Origin of the sequence: Pseudomonas beijingensis (assembly GCF_030687295.1) — a bacterium.
In the GTDB taxonomy this organism is placed as follows: Bacteria; Pseudomonadota; Gammaproteobacteria; order Pseudomonadales; family Pseudomonadaceae; genus Aquipseudomonas; species Aquipseudomonas beijingensis.
In genome coordinates, this window is sequence record NZ_CP117425.1 from 4723003 (window position 1) to 4745941 (window position 22939).

16 protein-coding genes and 3 pseudogenes are annotated in these 22939 nt (G+C 60.8%); 11 read left to right on the forward strand and 8 right to left on the reverse strand.

Features of this window, described 5'->3' with window-relative positions:
- Positions 1-28: 28 nt before the first annotated feature.
- Positions 29-2377 (reverse strand): bifunctional diguanylate cyclase/phosphodiesterase, encoded by a 2349-nt coding sequence (locus tag PSH84_RS20890; RefSeq protein WP_305481722.1) that lies wholly within the window; start codon positions 2375-2377, stop codon positions 29-31.
- 379 nt (positions 2378-2756) lie between these two features.
- On the opposite strand from PSH84_RS20890, the gene PSH84_RS20895 reads away from it, so the two are divergent.
- From PSH84_RS20895 to PSH84_RS20910, 4 genes are all read left to right on the forward strand, one after another.
- Positions 2757-3767, forward strand: coding sequence for a response regulator (locus tag PSH84_RS20895; RefSeq protein ID WP_122565685.1), 1011 nt, complete (start codon positions 2757-2759; stop codon positions 3765-3767).
- A 3-nt stretch (positions 3768-3770) separates the two neighbouring features.
- Entirely contained in the window at positions 3771-4730 is a 960-nt protein-coding gene (locus PSH84_RS20900) for a sensor domain-containing diguanylate cyclase (protein WP_305467318.1), read from the forward strand.
- Positions 4731-4747: 17 nt separating this feature from the next.
- Positions 4748-5278 (forward strand): cupin domain-containing protein, encoded by a 531-nt coding sequence (locus PSH84_RS20905; RefSeq protein ID WP_122565687.1) that lies wholly within the window; start codon positions 4748-4750, stop codon positions 5276-5278.
- A 144-nt stretch (positions 5279-5422) separates the two neighbouring features.
- Positions 5423-6649 carry a zinc-dependent alcohol dehydrogenase gene (locus PSH84_RS20910; protein WP_122565688.1) on the forward strand — a complete coding sequence of 409 codons (1227 nt, stop codon included), beginning with the start codon at positions 5423-5425 and terminating at the stop codon, positions 6647-6649.
- A 301-nt stretch (positions 6650-6950) separates the two neighbouring features.
- Here the strand turns inward: PSH84_RS20910 and treA are convergent, their stop codons facing one another.
- Complete coding sequence (treA, locus tag PSH84_RS20915; RefSeq protein WP_305481723.1) at positions 6951-8579, reverse strand: alpha,alpha-trehalase TreA; 1629 nt, start codon at positions 8577-8579, stop codon at positions 6951-6953.
- Positions 8580-8883: 304 nt separating this feature from the next.
- On the opposite strand from treA, the pseudogene PSH84_RS28815 reads away from it, so the two are divergent.
- From PSH84_RS28815 to PSH84_RS20945, 5 genes and pseudogenes are all read left to right on the forward strand, one after another.
- Positions 8884-9894: pseudogene (locus PSH84_RS28815) on the forward strand (zinc-binding alcohol dehydrogenase family protein).
- Between the two features lie 17 nt (positions 9895-9911).
- Positions 9912-11438, forward strand: coding sequence for a UxaA family hydrolase (locus PSH84_RS20930; RefSeq protein ID WP_305483187.1), 1527 nt, complete (start codon positions 9912-9914; stop codon positions 11436-11438).
- Between the two features lie 162 nt (positions 11439-11600).
- A complete protein-coding gene (locus PSH84_RS20935; protein WP_122565692.1) occupies positions 11601-12314 on the forward strand; it encodes a FadR/GntR family transcriptional regulator in 714 nt (237 codons plus the stop codon).
- A 396-nt stretch (positions 12315-12710) separates the two neighbouring features.
- Entirely contained in the window at positions 12711-13229 is a 519-nt protein-coding gene (locus tag PSH84_RS20940; RefSeq protein ID WP_122565693.1) for a cysteine hydrolase family protein, read from the forward strand.
- A gap of 61 nt (positions 13230-13290) precedes the next feature.
- Positions 13291-13611, forward strand: coding sequence for an isochorismate lyase (locus tag PSH84_RS20945; RefSeq protein ID WP_122565694.1), 321 nt, complete (start codon positions 13291-13293; stop codon positions 13609-13611).
- Between the two features lie 236 nt (positions 13612-13847).
- Here PSH84_RS20945 and PSH84_RS20950 read toward each other — a convergent pair whose 3' ends face one another.
- Positions 13848-14708, reverse strand: coding sequence for a DMT family transporter (locus PSH84_RS20950; protein WP_122565695.1), 861 nt, complete (start codon positions 14706-14708; stop codon positions 13848-13850).
- Positions 14709-14734: 26 nt separating this feature from the next.
- Between PSH84_RS20950 and PSH84_RS20955 the strand changes: the two are divergent.
- Both PSH84_RS20955 and PSH84_RS20960 read left to right on the forward strand, forming a co-directional pair.
- Positions 14735-14936, forward strand: a pseudogene (locus tag PSH84_RS20955) (chorismate mutase); the annotation flags it as partial.
- 335 nt (positions 14937-15271) lie between these two features.
- On the forward strand, positions 15272-15793 hold the full coding sequence (locus tag PSH84_RS20960; protein WP_122565697.1) for an AidA/PixA family protein: 522 nt from the start codon (positions 15272-15274) through the stop codon (positions 15791-15793).
- Between the two features lie 96 nt (positions 15794-15889).
- Here PSH84_RS20960 and PSH84_RS20965 read toward each other — a convergent pair whose 3' ends face one another.
- The 5 genes and pseudogenes from PSH84_RS20965 to PSH84_RS20985 all read right to left on the reverse strand — a co-directional run bounded on the left by PSH84_RS20965 (position 15890) and on the right by PSH84_RS20985 (position 22788).
- On the reverse strand, positions 15890-17560 hold the full coding sequence (locus tag PSH84_RS20965) for a hypothetical protein (protein WP_305481725.1): 1671 nt from the start codon (positions 17558-17560) through the stop codon (positions 15890-15892).
- A 100-nt stretch (positions 17561-17660) separates the two neighbouring features.
- Positions 17661-17882 carry a formate dehydrogenase subunit delta gene (locus PSH84_RS20970; protein ID WP_122565699.1) on the reverse strand — a complete coding sequence of 74 codons (222 nt, stop codon included), beginning with the start codon at positions 17880-17882 and terminating at the stop codon, positions 17661-17663.
- Positions 17879-20756 (reverse strand): annotated as a pseudogene (fdhF, locus tag PSH84_RS20975) (formate dehydrogenase subunit alpha). The gene PSH84_RS20970 and the pseudogene fdhF overlap by 4 nt, the downstream one beginning before the upstream one ends.
- Positions 20753-22312 carry a formate dehydrogenase beta subunit gene (locus PSH84_RS20980; RefSeq protein ID WP_305481726.1) on the reverse strand — a complete coding sequence of 520 codons (1560 nt, stop codon included), beginning with the start codon at positions 22310-22312 and terminating at the stop codon, positions 20753-20755. The pseudogene fdhF and the gene PSH84_RS20980 overlap by 4 nt, the downstream one beginning before the upstream one ends.
- The gene (locus tag PSH84_RS20985) at positions 22306-22788 is read right to left on the reverse strand and encodes a formate dehydrogenase subunit gamma (RefSeq protein ID WP_060741915.1); all 483 of its coding nucleotides are present in this window, start codon (positions 22786-22788) and stop codon (positions 22306-22308) included. The genes PSH84_RS20980 and PSH84_RS20985 overlap by 7 nt, the downstream gene beginning before the upstream one ends.
- Between the last annotated feature and the right edge of the window lie 151 nt (positions 22789-22939).

Here is a 22939-nt window from a genome sequence, read left to right on the forward strand (position 1 = left end):
AGGCTTTACGTATCAACGGGGCTTTACTTTACGTGCCGAGCCCCGTGTCAGCCGCCTGGGCTTGCAGCAACAGCTTGAACTGATCGGCGGGCACCGGTTTGTTGAAGTAGAAACCCTGGAACTCATCACAGGCGTTGTCCCGCAGGAAATCGGCCTGCTCCTTGGTTTCCACGCCTTGGGCCACCACGGTCAGGCTGAGGGTCCGGCCCATCGCGATGATGGCCTCGGTCAGGGCTTTGTCTTCCGACACGCTGCTGGTATCGCAGATACACGAGCGGTCGATCTTGATGACATCCAGCGGAAACTGCTCTAGCGCGGAGAGCGACGAATAACCGATCCCGAAATCATCGATGGCGATGCGGACCTGCAAGCGCTTGAGCCCGGTCAACACACTCAACGCCCTTTTTACGTCCTGCATGAGCAGGCTCTCGGCGATCTCCAGTTCCAACAGGCGCGCATCCATGCCGGTTTCGGCCAGTATCTCGGCCAAGTCCGTCAGCAGGTTCTCATCGGCAAACTGCCGTGCCGTGAGGTTCACGGCGACGCCCAGGTGCGGCAGCCCTTGTCGTTGCCAGACAACGTTTTGCTGGCAGGCAGTCTTGAGCACCCACTTGCCGATCGGCACGATCAAACCGGTCTCTTCCGCCACCGGGATGAATTGCATGGGTGCCACAATCCCCAGGTCGGGATGATTCCAGCGCAGGAGCGCTTCCGTGCCGGTGATCTGGCCACTGCGAATGTCCCGCTTGGCCTGGTAATGCAACTGGAACTCGTGGCGCTCCAGGGCGTGGCGCAAGCTCAGTTCCAGCGTCAGCCGTTCCAGTGAGTCCGCGTTCAGCTTCGCGGAGTAAAACTGGAAGTTGTTCTTGCCACGTTGCTTGGCCTGGTACATCGCGATATCGGCGTTTTTCGTGAGTGTCTGCTCGTCCAGGCCATCCTGTGGAAACACGCTGATGCCGACGCTGGCGGTCACCCGGAACTCCTGGCCCTGGAGGTTGAAAGGCCGGGCAATGGAGGTCAGGATTTTCTGCGCAGTGGTCGCCACGTCGTTGTCCTGCGACAACTCCGGCAGCAAGATCACGAATTCGTCGCCGCCCAATCGGGCCACCGTATCGCTGCCGCGCAGACACGCCTCAAGGCGCAGCGCCACCTCCTTGAGCAGTTGATCGCCAGCATCGTGCCCCAGCGTATCGTTGACTTGCTTGAAGCGGTCGAGGTCAAGGAACAGCACCGCCAGTTGCCGATCGTAACGGCTGGCCTCGCTGATACTCTGGCTCAACAACTTGCTGAACAGGCTGCGATTGGGCAACGCCGTCAGGCCGTCGTGATAGGCCAGGTACTCGACACTTTGCGCGTAGGCAATTTTCGCTGCGCCGGCACGCAAGCGGCTTTGCGCCAGTTGCCAGCTCATCCGGGCGAGCAACCCCGCCAGCAACACCAGCACCAGGCTGCCGCCCGCGGCGCGCCAGAGGTAGGTACGCGCTTGCTGGTTCACCGCGGCCAGTTGCTCCTCCTCGGACAACCCGACGATCACCGCCAGTGGAAAGTCGTAGAGCTGGCGGGCACTGGTGTAGCGCCGCACACCGTCCCCTGCATCGATCGCGCGTACGGCTTCGGTGTTTTCCGTGTCCGGTACCACGGTGGCGTAATCGATCGAGTCACCGGCCGATACGTCCTCCCCGCTGCGCCGTGCCCGGAAGATGCCGTCAACTCCCAACAGGCCGAGCAAGCCGTGATTGCCGAGTTTCGAGGCGTCATAACTGCTGACGAAATAGGCCGCATCGACCTCGACCATGGCGATCCCGGCGGACGCGCCATCGCCCCCATCGAGCCGTCGGCTGAACCGCAACTTCCACTCCCCCGTCACCGGGCTTTTCCACGGGCGACTGATCGACAGCGCCGTGTCCGGCCCTAGTGTCTGCAGCTCATCCTTGGCCATTTGGCTTCCGGCTTCGTTCGGCTGGGTACTGGCGACGACCCGGCCGCTGGCGTCTACCACGCTGACGTCAAACAAGTAAGGCGAAGGCAGCAAGGCGCGTGCCTTGAGCTTGGGCAGCGGGTTGGGCTCGCGCTCGGACTCGTAGGCGTATTTGACCAGCTTGAGGGTCTGATCGATTTCACGCATCGCCCGCAGGATCTGCGCTTCGTAGGTGGCGCCGATTTCCAGGCTCGCCTCAGCGATCTCCTGCTGCGCGCGGATCTGTTCGACCTTGATCAGGTACAAGGTGCCAGCCCAGATGACCAGCAACAGCAGAACGGCCAGCAGCGGAAACAGGATGTAGGCTTCCCTGGCCTGGTCGAAGCCGCGCCCAAGCAAATTGTTCGTCCCATCGGCCAGGGCGTTTTCACGATGAACGATACCCGGGGTCGACGTCATTACACTCGCCCGTTGGATCGCCATGGTCTGCTCCCTGCATTGTCCACTGCTGACGGCCTGCGGGTATCCGATGCAGCTACGGCGCGGGCGTGCGTCGTCCCTGATCGCCGGCACGGAAGGATTCCGGGTCTGCTGAAAACTATAGACCACAAACCGTGCCTGCCACGCCAATCGCACGCCGACCGTGGCTTTGCGTGGGGTGTGAGTGACGAAGTGCAGTTGACGGCCCTGACTTATTGGTCCAGTTTTTAATACAACCGTGCCCTGCAATTCTCGGACAGGACGCTAAGCTTGATAAACCCGGTTGTTAATCAAAGGGTCCTTGCAAGCCTATGAATGACGTACGCAGTAGCGCCTCCTCCCCTGCCGTTGAATGTCGATGGACATCCCTGTGTCGTTGATTCCCCTGGTGGTATGTGACGACTCCAACATGGCGCGCAAACAGGTGTTGCGGGCCCTGCCGGCAGACTGGCCGGTCTCGGTCACCGAGGCGGTCAACGGGCGCCAGGCCATGGACGCCATACGCCAGGGCCTGGGGCATGTGGTGTTGCTGGACCTGACCATGCCGGAAATGGATGGCTACCAGGTGTTGAGCGCCTTGCGCGACGAGGGATTGAAGGCGCAGGTCATCGTGATTTCCGGTGACGTCCAGGATGAGGCGGTGCGCCGCGTGCTTGAGCTGGGCGCGCTGGCGTTCCTGAAAAAACCGTTCGACGAAAACGATTTGCGCCAGACACTGGCGCGGCTGGGGCTCCTGGCCCAGCCCGGTCAGGTGCCGGTCCAGAATCGTTCGACCACGAACACGGCCATCGGTTTTCACGATGTGTTCCGCGAGACGGTCAACGTGGCCATCGGTCGGGCGGCGGCGCTGATTGCCAAGGTCTTGGGGGTCTTTGTGCAGTTGCCGGTGCCGAACGTGAACCTCCTTGAGGTCGGTGAGTTGCACATGGCACTGAACGACGTCGGCAGCTCCCAGCAACTCACCGCAATTTGCCAGGGCTTTATCGGCAGCGGCATTGCTGGCGAAGCCCTGCTGATCTTTCACGACTCGGAAGTCGCCGACATCGCGCAATTGATGCAGCGCCAGAGCGCCGACTATTCGGACCTGGAGATGTTGCTGGACCTTTCCAGCGTCTTGATCGGCGCGTGCCTGAGCAGCATTGCCGAACAGATCGACGTGGTGTTTTCCCAGGGCCACCCGCAGATTCTCGGCCAGCACGCGGCTATCGAGGAACTGATCCGGGACAACAGCAAGCACTGGAAAAAGACCTTGGCGGTGGAAATCAGCTACAGCCTGGAAGGGCACGATATTCGTTTCGACCTGTTGCTGCTGTTCACGGAGGACTCCATCGAACGGTTGACCCACAAACTCGCCTACCTGATGAACTGAGCCATGAGTGAATCCATCGATCTGAACGAATTCCACTGGTTGCTGGCCATCGTTCAGAGCATCGACGTCGGCGTGGTGGTGCTCGACCGCGAGTACCGCGTGCAAGTCTGGAACACCTTCATGGAGAACCGCTCCGGGGTGCAACCCAAGGACGCCCACAACCAGCATTTTTTCAGCCTGTTCCCTGAAATCGATCACCAATGGTTCAGCCGCAAGGTGGAAAGCGTCGCGACCCTGGGCACGCCCGCATTCACGGTCTGGGAGCAGCGCCCGTACTTGATGCGCTTCAAGAGTTACCAGCCGATCACCGGCCAGGAGGCGTTCATGTACCAGAACACCACGCTGCTGCCGCTGCGCTCGCCCGACAACACCATCAAGCACATCTGCCTGGTGATCTATGACGTCACCGACGTCGCCACCAACCGGCATCAACTCCAGGCCGCCAACGCACAGCTGCAGCAACTCTCCAGCACCGATCGGCTGACGGGGCTGTACAACCGCGGTCATTGGGAGAGCAACCTGAAAGCCGCCTACGCCCGGCACCAGCGCTACGGTCATGCGTTGAGCCTGGTGATGCTCGATATCGACCATTTCAAGCGGGTCAACGACACCTACGGTCACCAGGCCGGCGACAAGGTCATCGAGCACGTCGCCAGGCTGCTGCACGAGCATGTGCGCGAGTCCGACGTGGCCGGGCGTTATGGCGGTGAAGAGTTCGGCGTGGTGCTCTCGGACACCGACAAGGCCGGCGCACAGATTTTCGCCGAGCGCCTGCGCAAGGCTGTCGAAGCGCTGCAAGTGCAGTTCAACGACCAGACTATCCGCTTCACCGTCAGCCTGGGCGTGGCCGACCTGAGCCAGCCCTCGAACGACCACGCCGACCTGATCGCCAGGGCCGACCAGGCGCTGTATACGTCGAAGAAGACCGGGCGCAATCGGGTGACGGTGTACGAGCAGGTTTAGCCTGCGGAGATTGTTCGATGAGCACATTTAACGCAAGATCGGATTCCGTGCAGGCTCTGATATTGGAGCGCAACGACTGGGTCCCCAACAACCCGCGCCTGCCCGTGCTCGTCTACCCCGGCGCCATCGCCGTTCGAGACGGCGATGCGGCGGCGTTGATCGAAGAGACTTTTCGCGCCAATGGTTGGCCCCCGCAATGGCGCTATGGGATTTACAGCTACCACCACTACCATACCGAAGGTCATGAGGTACTGGGCGTCGCCAGTGGCCAGGCGCGCTTGATGATTGGCGGGCCGCAGGGACATGTCCTCGAGGTGAAAGCCGGTGACGTATTGCTGCTCCCCGCCGGTACAGGCCACTGCAACCTGCACGCCAGCGAGAATTTCCTGGTAGTCGGCGCCTACCCTCCCGGTCAACAAGCCGACATCTGCCGCGAAGCACCGAACGAAGCCCAACTGGCGAAGATCGCCACCCTGCCATTTCCCGAGAGGGATCCGGTGCAGGGACGCGAGGGAGCTGTCGTCCGGTATTGGACAAGCCGACGATAGGACACAGGCAGCGCTACCGGACCCCGTCCAAGAGTACCCTCGCGACACAGAACGACCGCTAGTCCCACGCCCCATCATCTCTCTGAACTTCCGTCCAGAATTGCCCCTCTGCCCTTTACCCACTATCAAGAGAGGCAGGACGTCATGAGAGCACTCACCTATCACGGTGCCCACAGTGTGAAAGTCGATACGGTCGCCGACCCCGTCCTGGTGGACAGCGACGACATCATTCTGCGGGTTACGGCAACGGCGATTTGCGGTTCCGACCTGCACCTCTATCGCGGGAAAATCCCCGCCGTCGAGCACGGCGATATCTTCGGACATGAGTTCATGGGGATCGTCGAGGAAACGGGTTCAGCGGTGACCGCGGTGCAACCTGGCGATCGTGTGGTGATTCCGTTCGTGATCGCCTGCGGCAGCTGCTTTTTCTGCCAGATGGATCTGTTTGCCGCCTGTGAAACCACCAACACCGGGCGTGGCGCGATCCTGAACAAGAAGGCCATCCCACCGGGCGCGGCGCTTTTCGGTTTCAGCCACCTGTACGGCGGCATACCGGGCGGCCAAGCCGAGTACGTACGTGTTCCAAAGGCCAACACCGGGCCGTTCAAGGTGCCGGGAACCCTGTCGGACGAAAAGGTACTGTTCCTCTCGGACATCTTGCCGACCGCGTTTCAAGCGGTCACCAACACCGGGATCGGCAAGGGTTCAAGTATCGCGATCTACGGCGCAGGGCCCGTCGGTCTGTTGAGTGCCGCTTGCGCGCGGATGTTGGGCGCCGACCAGATCTTCATGGTCGATCATCATCCCTATCGCCTGGCCTACGCGCAGCAAACCTACGGCGTGATACCAATCAACTTCGATGAAGACGACGACCCTGCAGACACGATCATTCGTCAGACCAGAGGCATGCGCGGCGTGGACGGTGTGGTCGATGCGGTGGGTTTCGAGGCCAAGGGCAGCACCACCGAAACGGTGCTGGCCACGCTCAAGCTCGAAGGCAGCAGCGGCAAGGCGCTGCGCCAATGCATTGCGGCAGTCAGGCGCGGCGGTGTGGTGAGCGTGCCGGGGGTGTATGCCGGCTTCATCCACGGCTTTCTGTTCGGCGATGCGTTCGACAAAGGCCTGACCTTCAAGATGGGCCAGACTCACGTGCAGCGTTATCTGCCCGAACTGCTTGGCCATATCGAGACCGGTCGCTTGTCCCCTGAGGTGATCATCAGCCACCGGATGTCGCTGGAGCAGGCCGCCGAGGGCTACAAGCTTTTCGACAAGAAGCAGGAGGATTGCAGGAAGGTCATTTTGACGCCAGGCAGCCCGCACGTGGTGTTGCCGGAGGGTGATGTTCCGAATGGTGCGATGGCGCTTACTTGAGACTGGGCGGGTTCATTGTGGTGAAGGGAGCTCATGGGCTGCTGAGCAGCCCGGCGGGAGCAAGCTCCCTCGCCACGGTTTCAGTCTAAGGCCTAGTGGTGGGTGGAGTTCGATCGTTCCCACGCATCCTGCGTGGGAACGATCAAAGAGCTCTCCATTCGGGTGATGGCGAGATTGAATGCAAACCCCAAATCCTGTGGGAGCGAGCTTGCTCGCGATAGCGGCGGTTCAGCAGCATTGAGGGCGACTGACACGCCGCCATCGCTTGCAAGCTCGCTGCCACAGGGGATGTATGTTGCATTCACTCACTCACAAGGGCTGGGGACGTTCCGCCATATTTATCCAACAGTTTGAGCGTCACCCCATTCGTCCAACCGAAGCCGTCCTGCAATTCGTATTCGCCACCTCCCCCGCCGTCGCCGCGTCCGGACAGGTCGTATTTCTCCACCAGCTTGTTTTCCTTGCGGTAAAGGTTCTCGACTTGCTGCAGGAAGCGACTGCCTATCTGCTGCGCCAATGCGGTGTGCCGGTAGCGGGCCAGCCCTTCCACCGCGATCCATTGCAGCGGTGCCCAGCCGTTGGGTTCGTCCCACTGCTGGCCATTGCTGACCTGGGTGGTGGCGAGACCGCCGGCACGCAACAGGCCGTCACGGACCGCATCGGCGGTGCGATTGGCATGCTCGGTGGTGGCTAGGCCGGTGTACAGCGGGAAAAGCGTCGCGGCCGTGAGCTGTTGGCGTTGCTGGTTGCGCTGCCAGTCGTAGTCCACATAGAAACCTTTGTCGGCATTCCACAAATGCTGCTCGATGGCCCGCTGGCGCCGTTCGGCGCGCTGGCCGTAAGCCTGGACGCAGGGGCTGTTCTGCACCGTCTCGCAGGCTTTGGCGATGGTGTGTTCCAGATGATAGATCAGGCTATTGAGGTCCACGGGCACGATGGCCGTGGTGCGAATGCTCGCCAGGTGCTGGCCATCGTCCAGCCAGCGCGAGCTGAAGTCCCAACCGCTTTCGGCGCCGGCTCGCAGGTCACGCCAGACCTCCTCCTTGGGCCGCTCCGGCGCCTGTTCGGCGGTGCTGACATCTTGCAGCCAGGATTCCTGCCGCGGCGTCGGGCTGGCATCCCAGTAGCGGTTGAGCACACTGCCATCGGCGAGTTTGACCACGTGCCGATCGGCCGCACCGGGCTTGAGTGCCTGGGCGCCCTCCATCCAATAGGCATACTCCTTTTGCAACTGTGGCAGGTATCGCCCATACGCCTGGTCACCTTCGATGCGCGCCTGCAACTCCACCATATGGGCAAAGAACGGTGGCTGCGACCGGCTCAGGTAGTAGGTTCGATTACCGTTGGGAATGTGGCCGTAGGTATCGATCATGTAGGCAAAGTTATCGGTCATCTGGCGGACCTGGGCCTTATCGCCGCTCTGCTCAAGCCCCAGCATGGTGAAATACGAATCCCAGTAGTACATCTCGCGAAAGCGTCCGCCGGGCACCACATAAGGCTGTGGCAAGGGCAGCAAACTGCTGTAGGCCGGCACCTGGCTGTAGGACCGACTCAGTACCGGCCAGAGGCTGTCGATGTGTTCCTTGATCGGAGCACCGGGCTTGGGTGCCGGGCTTTCGGCTTCGCCGGATTCAATGAAATTGCCTTTCACGAAGGCCTTGATATCGAAACCGTCGCGGCCACGTTGGACCAGGTAATCGGCGCGGATCTGCGCCGGATCACGGTTGGGCAATGCGTCCACGAAATGCTTCTGGTCGGTGAACATTTGCCCACGCTGCACCGCTTCAAAGAGCTCGGGGTAGGCCTGGTCGGGGGGGAGATTGGCTCGCCCTTGGGCGTCGGCGTAGCTCCATGTCGCGGGCGGTTGGCTTGAGCACGCCACGCACAGCAGCGTGGCAAAGGAGAGGCTGGCGAGATCGATAGGTCGCATCAGAGGATCCATCCTGTTTTTCGTTCCTGACAAACGAGTGACCCGTCGGGATGGACCTGGGTTCACTAAATGATGCAGTGCCGGGCGGCGCCCAGGCCACACACTGGTCAGTCCAATCTTTATTTTTTATTAATTGGTCTTGCCAATATTTTTCTTGGCCTGTAGTTTCGGACCCAGGTCATGGGTGCAGGTCACCGCTCGCCTACAACAAAAAAGAGAGCCCCGGTCCCGGCAGCCGCACGCTCACAACCCTCCTCCCGCCTGCAGGCAGCCACTGTCCGTAGGCCAGCCAAGGAGCATCGCCATGCTGACAGTCATCTGTAACGAACCCGGCTCGCTCACCGCCATCGAACGTGAACACCCCCTCAGGAAACCGGGAGAGATCCTTATCCGGGTCAAGCGCGTCGGGGTCTGCGGCACCGACCTGCATATCTTCACCGGCAATCAACCGTACCTCGAATGTCCGCGGGTCATGGGCCACGAGTTCTCCGGCGTCGTGGAGGACACCGACGAGGCCAGCGACCTGGCTGTCGGCGATGTCGTCTATGTGATGCCGTACCTGTCCTGCGGGACTTGTATCGCCTGCCGTCAGGGCAAGACCAACTGCTGCACCCGTATCCAGGTATTGGGGGTTCACTGCGACGGCGCTTTCACCAATACCTGAGCATTCCCCATGCGTTCGTGCACAAAGCCGTGGGGATTTCCCTGGACCAGGCTGCGATGATCGAATTCCTCTCGATCGGTGCTCACGCGGTGCGGCGCTCGAACATCCAGGCGCAGAAACACGCCCTGGTGGTCGGCACCGGCCCAATCGGCATGGCGGCGGCGATCTTCGCCAGCCTGCGCGGTGCGAAAGTCACCGTCCTGGATACCCGCGAGGATCGCCTGTCGTTCTGCAAGGCACACCTGGATATCCACGCGGCGGTGCACATCGGCGAAGGCGACAAGCAAGCCCTGGCCGAACTGACCGAAGGAGATTTTTTCGACGTGGTGTTCGACGCCACCGGTAATGCCCGGGCCATGGAGCGTGGGTTCGAGTTCATCGCCCACGGCGGCACCTATGTGATGATCTCGGTGGTTCGGGACTCCATCACCTTCTCCGACCCTGAATTCCACAAGCGCGAAGCCACGTTGATGGGCAGCCGCAACGCCACCCAGGGAAGACTTCCGGCACGTCGAGCAATGTTTGCGCGACTGCTTGATTCCGGATGCAGCCCTGAACACCCACCGACTGACACTGGTCGACGTGCCCCATTCGTTCGCCACCTTGCTCGACCCCAAGCAAGGTGTCGTCAAGGCAATCATCGAGTGCTAGGCATCAGAGGACGCCCCATGAACCCGCCTTCTTCTTTGCTTGTTCTAACACCCGGCGATGACGTCGCAGTGGCCCGAGGCGATATCGCCGAAGGTCAGCCAGTGAGTGCCGACGGCATCAGCCTGATCGCCCGGCAGGCGGTTCCGTCCGGCCACAAGATCGCCCTGCGCCCGGTGTTGGCCGGCCAGCCGGTGCTCAAGTACGGGCAGACCATCGGCCAGGCAACCCAGGCCATCGAGCCTGGCGACCACGTCCACGTGCACAACCTGGACATGCCAACCAGCACGGCTGAACACCGCGTACGGAACGTTTATGTCCCAACGTCGTTGAGCAAGCAGCCCGCGACCTTCGAAGGTTACGTCCGCGACGATGGACGCGTCGGCACACGCAATTACATCGGGGTCATTTCCAGCGTCAACTGCTCGGCAACCGTCTGCAAGCAGATCGCCAACGCCTTTTCCGCCGAGCGCTTGAAAGACTTCCCCAACGTCGACGGCGTCGTTGCGATCACCCATGGCAGCGGCTGTGGCATGGGCGCCCAGGGTGAAGGCATCGACATCCTCAAGCGAACCCTGCGCGGCTATGCCGACCACGCCAATTTCGCCGGTGTGCTGCTGATCGGCCTGGGTTGCGAGGTCAATCAACTCACCCCATTGATGAATGAACTGGGCGATCGCCCCCCGGCACTCAAGGCCCGCCTGGTCATCCAGGACGAAGGGGGTACTCGCGACGCCGTGCGACGTGGCATCGCCCACATAGAAGCGATGCTGCCCCTCATCAACCAATGCCAGCGGACGACCGTTGCCGCCAGTCGCTTATGCGTCGGTTTGCAATGCGGCGGCTCGGATGGCTACTCCGGCATCACGGCCAATCCGGCACTCGGCGCGGCCGTGGACCTGCTGGTGCAACAGGGCGGCACGGCGATCCTTTCGGAAACCCCGGAAATCTATGGGGCCGAACACTTGCTGACGGCCCGCGCCGCGTCTACTGACATCGCAGCAAAATTGATGGCGCGCATCCACTGGTGGGAAGCCTACGTCCGCCACAACGACGGTGACATGAACAACAACCCTTCGCCGGGCAACAAGGCCGGGGGCATCACCACCATACTGGAAAAATCCCTGGGCGCCGTGGCGAAAGCCGGTGCGACCGGGCTGATGGGCGTTTACCAATACGCTGAAGCGGTCGATGCCCGGGGCCTGGTGTTCATGGACACCCCCGGCTACGACCCGGTGTCGGCCACCGGCCAGGTGGCGGGTGGCGCGAACCTGATCTGCTTCACCACGGGCCGCGGCTCGACCTACGGGTGCAAGCCCACGCCCTCGTTGAAAATCGCCACCAATACCCGGCTGTTTCAACGCATGGAGCTGGACATGGACTTCAACGCCGGCGGCATTGTCGACGGCCTGGAATCGGTGGCCCAAGCGGGTGAGCGGCTATTCCGACTGATGCTCGCGACCGCATCCGGGCATCGCACCTGCAGCGAGGAAAACGGCTTGGGCGATAACGAGTTCCTGCCTTGGCAAATCGGTGCGGTGATGTGAACAAAGGAGTCATTCCCCCCCTTCTCCTGTGGGAGCGAGCTTGCTCGCGAAAACGCCGGTACATTCAGCATTGATGCAAGCTGACCCACCACCTTCGCGAGCAAGCTCCCACCATCAAGCGCCTATGGTAGCCTTTGCGCACTCTCCGATGGACTTCCACCCATGGTCTCACCGATCAACGCAGCTGAACGCAAGCCCTACCAGAAAATCGCCGATCAACTGCGCAACTACATCGCCCAGGGGGATTTCAAAGCAGGCTCCAGGCTTCCTCCCGAGCGCGACTTGACCCAACTGTTGGGGGTATCCAGACCGTCGCTTCGCGAGGCGCTGATCGCCCTGGAAATAGACGGCGACATCGAGATCAAGATGGGCTCCGGCGTGTATGTGCGAGCCCGGTCCAAGGACGGAAAAACCCCGAGCATGACTTTGGGCGAGAGCCCTTCGGAACTGATGCAGGCGCGTGCGCTGATCGAAGGCGAGTCGGTGATCCTGGCGTGTCTGCATGGCAAGAAAAGCGACTACCGCTACCTGCAGGACTGCATCGATGCCATGCGCGCGAGCATCGCCAACGGCCTGCCTCCGCTGGAGGATGACCGTAAATTCCATCAGCGCCTGGCCAAGATGAGCGGCAACTGCGCCCTGGTGCGGATCATCACTGCCCTGTTCGATGAACGACACAACCCGATTTCGGCTCACCTGAGCAAACACTCGGAGAACGCCCTGACGTGGGAAGCTGCGGTCGTCGAACATGAGGCGATTCTGCGCGCTGTAGCCCAAAAGGATGTACTCGGCGCCCAAACCTCGATGCGCCAGCATCTGAGCCGTTCGGAGAACCGCTGGCTGCAAGCGCTGGAGCCGGAAGATATGGACGACTAGACCTGCGGTTCTGAGATTTTGGTTGACTGATCAAATGCCATCGCGAGCAAGCTCGCTCCCACAGTTTGATCGGTGGCGCGGCTCGATTTGCGGGCCAGCCCAAGCCACCTGTGGGAGCGAGCTTGCTCGCGATGGCGGCAGCACAGCCAACCTCTCTGCAAGCTGAACGACCGCTTTCACAAGCAAGCTCCCACACTTGCCAAACCCGATGGAGTGCCGATATTGTCAGCACCATGAATCGCCCAATGATCACCTCGACCACCACAACCACGACCGCCCAGGCGGGTTGTGAGGTGTCGTGAGCGCATAAACCCACGAATCTCAAAGGCCCGCCAGTGATGGTAAGGGCCTTTTCTTTTGCCCTTGCGTCGCTGGCCCACACGCAAGGAAAGCACGATGCACGCACTGTTGATTCTCGATATGCAAGTTGGGTTGTTTCACGGCCCGGATAAACCCTGGGCAGGTGAAGCACTGCTGGATAGGTTAAATAACCTGTTGACCAAGGCTCGTAGCGCTGGTGCCCCTATCTTCCTGGCTCGCCATGTCGGTCCGCCTGGCTCGCCTATCGAACCGGGAAGTCCATTGGTACAACTGCTGCCGGAACTGCGGCTAACAGGCGATGAGGTAATCTTCGAAAAAAACCGCCCCAATGCGTTTGCCATGACGGATCTGGTCGAGCAACTGAAGGCCCGTGGCGCCGAGGGCGTGGTTATCGCAGGCATGAAAACCCAGTATTGTGTCGACAGCACGTGCCGCGCCGCCCGGGACCTGGGCTTCGATGCCGTGCTGATCGCCGATGGTCATACGTGCGCCGACACGCCGGACGTGAAGGCGCCAGTGATCATCGCCCATCACAACGCAACGCTGGCCGGCCCCTTTTGCCGGGTCGTTCGTGCCGAGGATTGGTATTTTTAACCCCCATCAACACATCGGCCCAGGCTGGGCCGATCCCGCTCAAACCAATGGAGTGATCTACATGGAAGTCTGCAATCGGCTACAACCCTCGGAGTGCGTCAACATGGAGGACATCCGAGGCGAAATCGATGCCCTCGACCAAGCGGTCATCAAACTGCTGGGCAAGCGTTTTCAATACGTACTCGCGGCCTCGAAGTTCAAGACCTCGGCCACCTCGGTACGGGCGCCAGAGCGTTTCAAGGCCATGCTGACGACACGACGAGAATGGGCCGAGGCCGAGGGCCTGAGCCCGGATGCCATCGAAAAGATGTACAGCGACCTCGTGAATCATTTCATTGCCGAAGAGATGAAACACTGGACGGCCCGGCAATCCGACACCTGATCGTCACCTCTCTGGGGGTCGAGAGGATTTAGCAAAACGTCGCACCGCCACGTGGGGTTGCAAGGCAGCCCCAAACCGGCCACCCGCTTCGCCAAACACACCGCATCCCTCTACTGTGATCGGTACATAAAACTTAAACGGGCTATGCATGCAGTACTAAATGACCAACTGATGCATTCAACACAACAATATTAGCCATCCCTTAAAGCAAGGAGTGCCTACTGGATAATTTTCGATTACTTGTAACTTAGTAGAAATACGCCAACAAGAACAGTACCTATCCCAACCTTCTGTACTACTGTCGTTATTTCTCTGTAGATCGCGATAGCTAACAACACAGTCACACCGGAGTACACCGAACTGATAGGCGTCACTAACGACAGGTCACCCATCTTGGAGGCGAATATATAAAACACCCAGCCTGCATTGACCAACAAAGAGTGCGCGAAGAAAATCCATCCGCGACGCTGAGTCACGTCCCCTTTCTCCAGCTTGCCGTTCCTGGTCAGCGCCAATGAAGTAAAAAGAACAGCCTGGGTTAATGCCGAGTAAAAGAAAGCATTCGTGACATCAAGTGCTTTAGCGGAAAAACCAAGAATAAAAAAGGCCACGCCAAAGCCAACCATGGCCAAGATAGCCTGAAGGAAACCTTGCGAGCCACCACGCAGTGACCGGAAGATATTGCCGGAGGTCATGACAATACCAATAAAAATAATAGATACGGCAATCCAGGCAACCGGGGCCAATCTTTCTTGTAGGAAAATGATGGAAAAAAGGATAGTGACCAAGCTGTAGGTAGAAGCAATCGGAGAAACCAGGGATAAGTTGCCGACTTCGCACCCTCGCATGTAGAAATAATACCCTGATACGTAGGCGGCAGAGCTGCAAGTGATGATCAACACGGCGTGGGTGTCGAACCTGAGCTGGTCTGAAATGATCAAATAGGCCCCCAAGAGGGAGGCCACCACAAAGGTGAATATATTGCGCACCAGCATTGTTTTTGCGGTACCTAACTGGCGAATCATCAGGCTTTGAATAAAGTCTGAAATCCCCCAGCACAACATGACCATAAGCCCGCCAAAAACACCGCTATCCATGCTGAATAAACTCCATCTCCATCAGACTTGCTGTGTCAGCCAAGCCTTGCTCGGCCACGTCGGTACGGGCGCCGGAGCGTTTCAAGGCCATGCTCGCGACATGGCGGGAATGGGCCGAGGCCGAGGGCCTGAGCCCGGATGCCATCGAAAAGATGTACAGCGCCCTGGTGAACCACTTCATTGCCGAAGAAATGGAAGCAGTGGGCGGCCGATCAAGCCCCGAACTGATTTTTCCTGCTTCGCGGGCAAGGGCATCTACCCCCTGGCCACCATCCTAGTCTTCGGCGAGATCGGGAGCAATCGCCGACAACGTCCGTGCGCCTTTGGCTACTGATACCACCCGCAAACCAGACAAAACCCATTGAGTGATTGACCACGCCACAGGTAAATCAAAGCCTTGGTTGTGTTGCGCTTCGCTCGGCTTCACCAGCGTCAAGAATTCGAAATTTGACACTACAAAGCCATCACCTATCGTTCCTCTCGAGACCGCACCCAGGGACCGGGTGGCCCGGACGCCTTTGCAGGCGCGGTCGTCAATGTCATTCCCCTCAAGGAGCAACAAAATGTCTGGAGCGACCCAAACCATTGACGTGCTTGTCAACGTTGACGCCGATTACCTGCTCGCCCACCCCAACGATGTAGGCGGCGCGATTGCCATGCTGGTGACCCGCAGTGCCGTCGACAGCCATGCCAACATCAATACCGGCGAAGGCGAAGGCGGCAACGAGTTGTGGTTCGACGTAAATCCCGGTGACATCATTCGCTGGCGCGCCACCACGCTGTCGCGCAACTTCGACCGCATCGCATTGATCAAGGACGTCGAGATCGGCGACCCCCACCAGGGAGGTGATTACAAGGGCACCATTTCGAAACCTAATTCTTTCAACATCCCCGGCGTGGTGCCCTATCTGAACAAGGCTGCCCCCGGCGGTATTTCCAAAACTGATGTGATGTACACCATGTGGCAATCAACGGCGCTGAGCCCAGGAAAGCTCTGGTACCAAATCTACTTCGTTCTGCTGGATCGTGACCTGAACCAGATTGGCCCGACCAACACGTGGGACCCGTACATCACGGTCAATTGACTGTCCGCTGAGTTGTAAACAACCCTGGCCGGCTTGCTATTCGCCATGACGATGCCGGTCAGGGTTGCCTATCGAACCGGTTTCACTCCCCCTCACTCATGGCAACATCTCAAATACCGCAGTCTGGGTCACCGGGATCATTTCCCCGGGCGTGGTCACGACCAATTGATACTTGCCAGACTTCAATTCGTTTGCGGTATAGCTGAAGCACGATACGCTGGATGTGGACTTGTCAGGAACAATAGCCACGCTATCGATCGGCGTGGGTGCAGCAGCCTCGTTTAATCGATAGAGCGAGTATTTGGGGGTGCTGACCGGCTTAGCGTGCGTAAGGCAAAATGAATCACTCTGGACTGAAGGCGCGAATCGTCCCTTGGCATCCAACGGTGAAACAAAGGTTATCCCACTCCGGCTCTCCTGCTCGGCCTGCTGGGCAGCATCCAGTGCCGTCCTGGCACGCTCATAGTCGGCACTCTTCAACAGCGCACTCGTCTCTTGCCTGTTGATGTACTGGACGGCTTTTTCTGCCTCGATCAACGCACGTCGCCGCCCCCAGAGCACATCATCGCCACCCTTGTGGACCGCAAACGACAACCAAGTCTTGTCAACGAACGTCTCGTTTTTGCCGCGCTGTTGCAGACCATGATTCGCGTACTCGATCTCGCCAGCCTGGATGTCCTTCAACGATGTACCGTCTGGCGTGTCAGTCCAACCGCGCCGCATGGCGGTAGGCACTAACATCAATGTGTCCCCCAGCCAAGCCAACGGATTCTCTTTATTGCCCCGATTGGTCAAATAAAAATAGCAGTTGGTGGGAGCACAGCGCTCCTGGTTAATCAGCACGTAATTCCCAGGCTTAAGCGTCAGTATCGAACCGTTACCTTCCACGGCCTCATCGTCAGGGCCTGCCACCATATCCACGTCGATCTCCAACACAACATCATCTTTGTTGAGAGCTAACAGACTTTTGGCGACTTCTTTGGCAAACACCTGTTCAGCGGCTGTTATCGGGTTGGCCAAGGACAATGTCTTGCTGGCCGATCCGATAAAGTCTAGGAAAGCAGCAGAGTCTTCGTTCTCGCCCTGGTCGTACTCCAACACGGTCAGTTTCATCGACAGGTGATCGGACTCGAGCTTTTTGGGTCCGTACAACAACTTATTCAGCAAATTCGGCTTGGAGTTATCGGCAACCCCGAGGTAAGGCCCGAGTACTTTGGTCACCGTTGCGCTTTTATCCTCGCCCCCCACTTCTGTGAACTCGACAACGATCACAACTTCGTTCACCCCGCCGAGATCCTTGAGGTATTTAAAGTAAGCATCCGTCAAATAGATAGCGAACACATCGCCACCGTTACCACTACCGTCGGGTCTACGAATGGCACCGGCTTTATCGGTGCTGAAAATCTCACCATCAATGCGCAGGCGGTCGGCTTTCCAATCGCGAATGGCGTTTTCGAATTTCTTTTTGGCTTGGAGCGTGTGTGTATTGGCGGCATCAATTTCAGCGGCTGTCACCCCTTTCTTTTTCACGACGTCTGTCTGAGCCTGCTGGGCGCTTTCCCAATCGTCCTTCAGTTTCTCCGCAGCCTCAAACTTATTGACGTCCGTCGCGGGACGAGTGGGCTGAACCTTAAAAAGATGCGCCGTCCCTGTTGGAACGGCGCAACCCGCGATGAAGAGTGAAAGCCCGCATACCAATGCGAATCGAGCGCTGACGGCTGAGCACAATGCCTTGGCAACCTGAACCGGTGCGTTTTCGGTGAACATCCCTTTCCCCTAGTCGTTACTGGGCACAATGCCTTGTCTCGGAGAGTAGGACAGCCACCTGATAAGCGCAACGCAGATAACTTGGCGCCAGTAAATTGCGCTAGCTCGTCCCCTCCGGCTCCACCAACGCAGCCAGTACCAGGGGGTGCAGGACAGCCTCCGGATGTTTCTCCTGCCATCCCCCCAGCTCCCGGCGCATGCCCGGCGTCCAGAAGTTTTTCATATGCTGGCGCACGCCATTCACCGCCAGCGCATGGTCCGGTTCGCTGGAGAAGTACTGCGCGATCTGGTTGGCCATCTTGATCAAGCTGTCAGAACTCATCGGCGTACCTCGGCTTTCTCGGCTTGACGGACGCTCGCGCAGCAGGCGGCCTTGTTCATCACTGAAGGCCTGGTAACGCTTCTGCCATTCCGAAGGCTGGCTGACCCGCACGATCTCCACCGCTGTCACCTTGTATTCCGGGCAGTTGGTGGCCCAGTCGGAGTTGTCGGTGGTAATCACGTTGGCGCCCGATTCCGGGAAGTGGAACGTGGTGTAGACCACACCCGGTGCCACCCGCTCGGTCACCCGCGCGCGCAGTACAGTCTGCCCGGCACGGCTGCCGATACCGACCCAGTCTTCGTCGACGATCCCGCGGTTCTCGGCATCGGTCGGATGGATTTCCAGGCGGTCCTCCTCGTGCCAGGCCACGTTTTCGGTGCGCCGGGTTTGGGCGCCAACGTTGTACTGGCTGAGGATGCGGCCAGTGGTCAGCAGCAGCGGATAGCGGTTGTTGACCTTCTCCTCGGTGGGCACGTAGCCGGTGAGCATGAAGCGGCCCTTGCCGCGCACGAACTGCTCGATGTGCATGGTCGGCGTGCCGTCCGGCGCGGCATCGTTGCAAGGCCATTGCAGGCTGCCGTGGCGCTCCAGTTCAGCGTAGCTGACGCGGGTGAATGTGGGTGTCAGGCGCGCGATCTCATCCATGATTTCGGAAGGATGGTTGTAGTGCATCTTGTAGCCCAGGGCATCGGCCAGGGCGATGGTGGCTTCCCAGTCGGCCTTGCCGGCCAATGGGTCCATCACCTTGCGAACACGGGAGATGCGGCGTTCGGCGTTGGTAAAGGTGCCGTCCTTCTCAAGGAACGAGCTGCCCGGCAGGAACACGTGGGCGAACTTGGCGGTCTCGTTGAGGAAGATGTCCTGGACGATCACGCATTCCAACGCGGACAGCGCAGCCGTCACATGCTGGGTGTTGGGGTCGCTCTGGGCGATGTCTTCACCTTGGCAATAAAGCGCCTTGAAGGTGCCGTCCAGCGCCGCTTCGAACATGTTCGGGATACGCAGGCCCGGGTCGGGTTGCAGGGTGACGTTCCAGGCCTGCTCGAACTCGGCACGGACCGCGTCGTTGGAAACGTGCCGGTAGCCAGGCAGCTCGTGGGGAAACGAGCCCATGTCGCAGGAGCCTTGGACGTTGTTCTGCCCACGCAACGGGTTCACCCCGACACCTTCGCGACCGATGTTGCCGGTGGCCATGGCCAGGTTGGCGATGCCCATGACCGAGGTGCTGCCTTGGCTGTGCTCGGTGACGCCGAGGCCGTAGTAGATGGCTGCGTTGCCGCCGGTGGCGTAGAGCCGTGCGGCGGCGCGGATCTGCTCGGCAGGCACACCGCAAACCGGGCCCAGTACCTCGGGCGAGTTTTCCGGCTGGCTGACGAAATCGCGCCAGCGGGCGAAGTCCGTCGCCTCGCAGCGAGCCTCGACAAACGGCTGGTCAATCAGGCCTTCGGTGGCAATGACATGGGCCAGCGCGTTGAGCATCGCCACGTTGGTGCCGGGGCGTAGTTGCAAGTGCAGCTCGGCGCGGGCGTGAGGCGAATCCACCAGATCGATGCGCCGTGGGTCGATGACAATCAGTCGCGCGCCCTGGCGCAGGCGCCGCTTGAGCTGGGAGCCAAACACCGGGTGCGCGTCGGTGGGGTTGGCGCCCATCACCATGATCACGTCGGCCTTCATCACCGAGTCGAAATTCTGGGTCCCGGCGGACTCGCCCAGGGTCTGCTTGAGGCCGTAACCGGTCGGCGAATGGCAGACACGGGCACAGGTGTCGACGTTGTTGTTGCCGAACGCGGTGCGCACCAGTTTCTGCACCAGGTAGGTTTCTTCGTTGGTGCAGCGGCTGGAGGTGATGCCGCCGATGGAGTCGCGCCCGTACTTGAGCTGGATCCGGCGCAGTTCGCTGGCGGCGTAGGTGACCGCCTCGTCCCAGCTGACTTCCTGCCACGGATCATTGATGTGCTTGCGGATCATCGGTTTGGTGATGCGGTCCGGGTGCGTGGCGTAGCCCCAGGCGAAGCGGCCCTTGACGCAGGAGTGGCCGTGGTTGGCCTGGCCGTTCTTGTCCGGGACCATACGCACCAGTTGTTCGCCTTTCATCTCGGCACGGAACGAGCAACCCACGCCACAGTAGGCGCACGTGGTGATGACGCTACGCTCCGGCTGGCCGATCTCGACGACGCTCTTGTCGATCAGGGTCGCCGTCGGGCACGCCTGCACGCAGGCGCCGCAGGATACGCATTCGGAATCGAGGAAGTTGTCACCGCCGGCCGCTTCCACCCGGGAATCGAAGCCGCGCCCGGTGATCGTCAGGGCGAAGGTGCCCTGGATTTCCTCACAGGCACGCACGCAGCGGCTGCAGACGATGCACTTGCTCGGGTCGTAATCGAAATACGGGTTGGAAACGTCCTTGGTCTCGTCCAGGTGGTTGGCACCTTCGTAGCCATAGCGCACTTCACGCAGGCCCACCTGCCCCGCCACGGTCTGCAATTCGCAGTTGCCATTGGCCGAGCAGGTCAGGCAGTCCAGCGGGTGGTCGGAAATGTACAGCTCCATCACGTTGCGGCGCAGTGTGGCGAGCTTGGAGGTTTGCGTGCGCACCACCATGCCCTCGGTCACCGGCGTGGTGCAGGACGCGGGATAACCGCGCATGCCGTCGATTTCCACCAGGCACATGCGGCAGGAGCCGAAGGCTTCCAGGCTGTCGGTGGCGCAGAGCTTGGGAATGGTGGTGCCGAGCAAGGCTGCGGCACGCATGACCGAGGTGCCGGAGGCGACGCTGATTTCGCGCCCGTCGATGGTCAGGCTGACCTGCACGTCGCTTTCACGCGCCGGGGTGCCCAGGTCGATATCGGTGCTGGGATCGAAGATGGTGATCATTGGTCGGCCTCCGTGGTCGCCAGACCGAAGTCGGCGGGGAAATGCTTGAGGGCGCTGGCGACAGGGTAGGACGTCATCCCACCGAGGGCACAGAGCGAACCGTATTGCAGGGTGTCGCACAGGTCCTGCAACAGCAGGGCCTGTTCCTGGCGGGCACCGGCTTCGGTGCTGGCGATCAGGCGATCCACCACTTCCACCCCACGGGTGGAGCCGATCCGGCACGGCGTGCACTTGCCGCAGGATTCCTCGGCGCAGAACTGCAAGGCGAACCGGGCCATCCGGGCCATGTCCAGGCTGTCGTCGGCAACCACCACGCCGCCGTGGCCGAGCATCGCGCCCATGGCGGCGAACGCTTCGTAGTCCAGCGGCGTATCGAATTGCGAAGGTGGCACCCAGGCGCCCAACGGCCCGCCCACTTGCGCGGCCTTCAGCGGCCGACCGCTGGCGGTTCCACCGCCGTAACCTTCCACCAACTCTCGCAGGCTCAGGCCGAAGGCGCGTTCCACCAGGCCGCCGTGACGGACGTTGCCGGCCAGTTGGAACGGCATCGTGCCCAGGGAGCGGCCCATGCCAAAGTCGCGATAGAACTGCGCGCCCTTCTCCAGGATGATCGGCACCGAAGTCAGGGTCAGCACGTTATGCACCAGCGTCGGCAACCCGAACAGGCCTTGCAGCGCCGGCAGCGGCGGCTTGGCGCGCACTGTGCCGCGCTTGCCCTCGAGGGATTCCAGCAGCGCCGTCTCTTCGCCACAGATATAGGCACCGGCGCCGACCCGCACGTCCAGCTCGAAGGTGTGACCACTGCCGCCGACGTTCGCCCCCAGGTAACCGGCCTCACGGGCGATGTGCAGCGCGTCGTTCAGCGTACTGACCGCGTCCGGGTACTCCGAGCGTACATAGATATAGCCCATCGTCGCGCCTACGGCGATGCCAGCGATGATCATGCCTTCGATCAGCAGGAAAGGGTCGCCTTCCATCAGCATGCGGTCGGCAAACGTGCCCGAGTCGCCTTCGTCGGCGTTGCAGACCACGTACTTCTGCGGCCCCTGAGCATCGCGCACAGTGCGCCACTTGATGCCCGCCGGGAACGCCGCGCCACCCCGGCCGCGCAGGCCAGAATCCAGCACGCTGGCGACGACATCCGCGCCATCCATCTGGATGGACCGGGCCAGGCCCAAGAAGCCACCCCGGGCACGGTAGTCGTCCAGGGACAGTGGTTGCGTAATGCCGGCGCGAGCGAACAACAGGCGCTGTTGGCTCTTGAGATAAGGAATTTCCTCCACCGGCCCCAGGGCCAGCGGATGGCTGCCGGGATCGCCTGCCAGCGCATCCAGCAGGCCCGGCACATCGGCCGGCGTGACAGGGCCGAAGCCCAGCCGGACGCCGGCGTTATCCAGCTCCACCAGCGGCTCCAGCCAATAGAGGCCACGGGAACTGGTGCGCAACACCGTCAGCGGCAGTTGGCGACGTTCAGCCTCACGGACCAATGCATCAGCCACCTTGTCCGCGCCCACGGCACGGGCCACCGAATCGCGGGGGATACAGAGCGTCAGCATGCGCCCTCCTCCATGCAGTCATTCACCAACTGACGCAGACGCTCGGGCGTGATCCGGGCATGCAACTCCCCGTCCAGTTCCAGGGCCGGCGAGCAGACGCAGGCGCCCAGGCAATAGACCGGCCGCAGGCTGATGCTCCCATCGGCGCTGGTGCCATGGTCGTCCAGCGCCAATTGCTCGCGCAACTGCGCAGCCAGGGCTTCGGCGCCCATGCTCTTGCAGGATTCGGCCCGGCACAGGCGCAGGGTATGGCGCGCCGGCGGCGTAGTGCGAAAATCGTGGTAGAAACTGATGACCCCGCGCACTTCAGCCAGGCTGAGGTTCAGGGCGTGGGCGATCTCCGGGACCGCGCTGTCGGGGACATACCCGCAGCCTGCCTGGATGGCATGGAGAATAGGCAGCAAGGCACCGGGGGTGTCCTTTTCGCGCGCTAGCACGCTATGGATCAAAGGCAGGTGAAGCGTCTCATCGGGCATAAAGTACCTCGGCATCTCGAACGCCACCGCCGCATAGCGGCAGCCGTCCGGAGTCTTGGCTGCGGCGTCCGGCCCACGTCACGGTAGCGTGGCACATCCGATCGCCATTCTCGCTCTCCGGCCAGTGTCTTGGCGCACTTGGTCCGGGGCA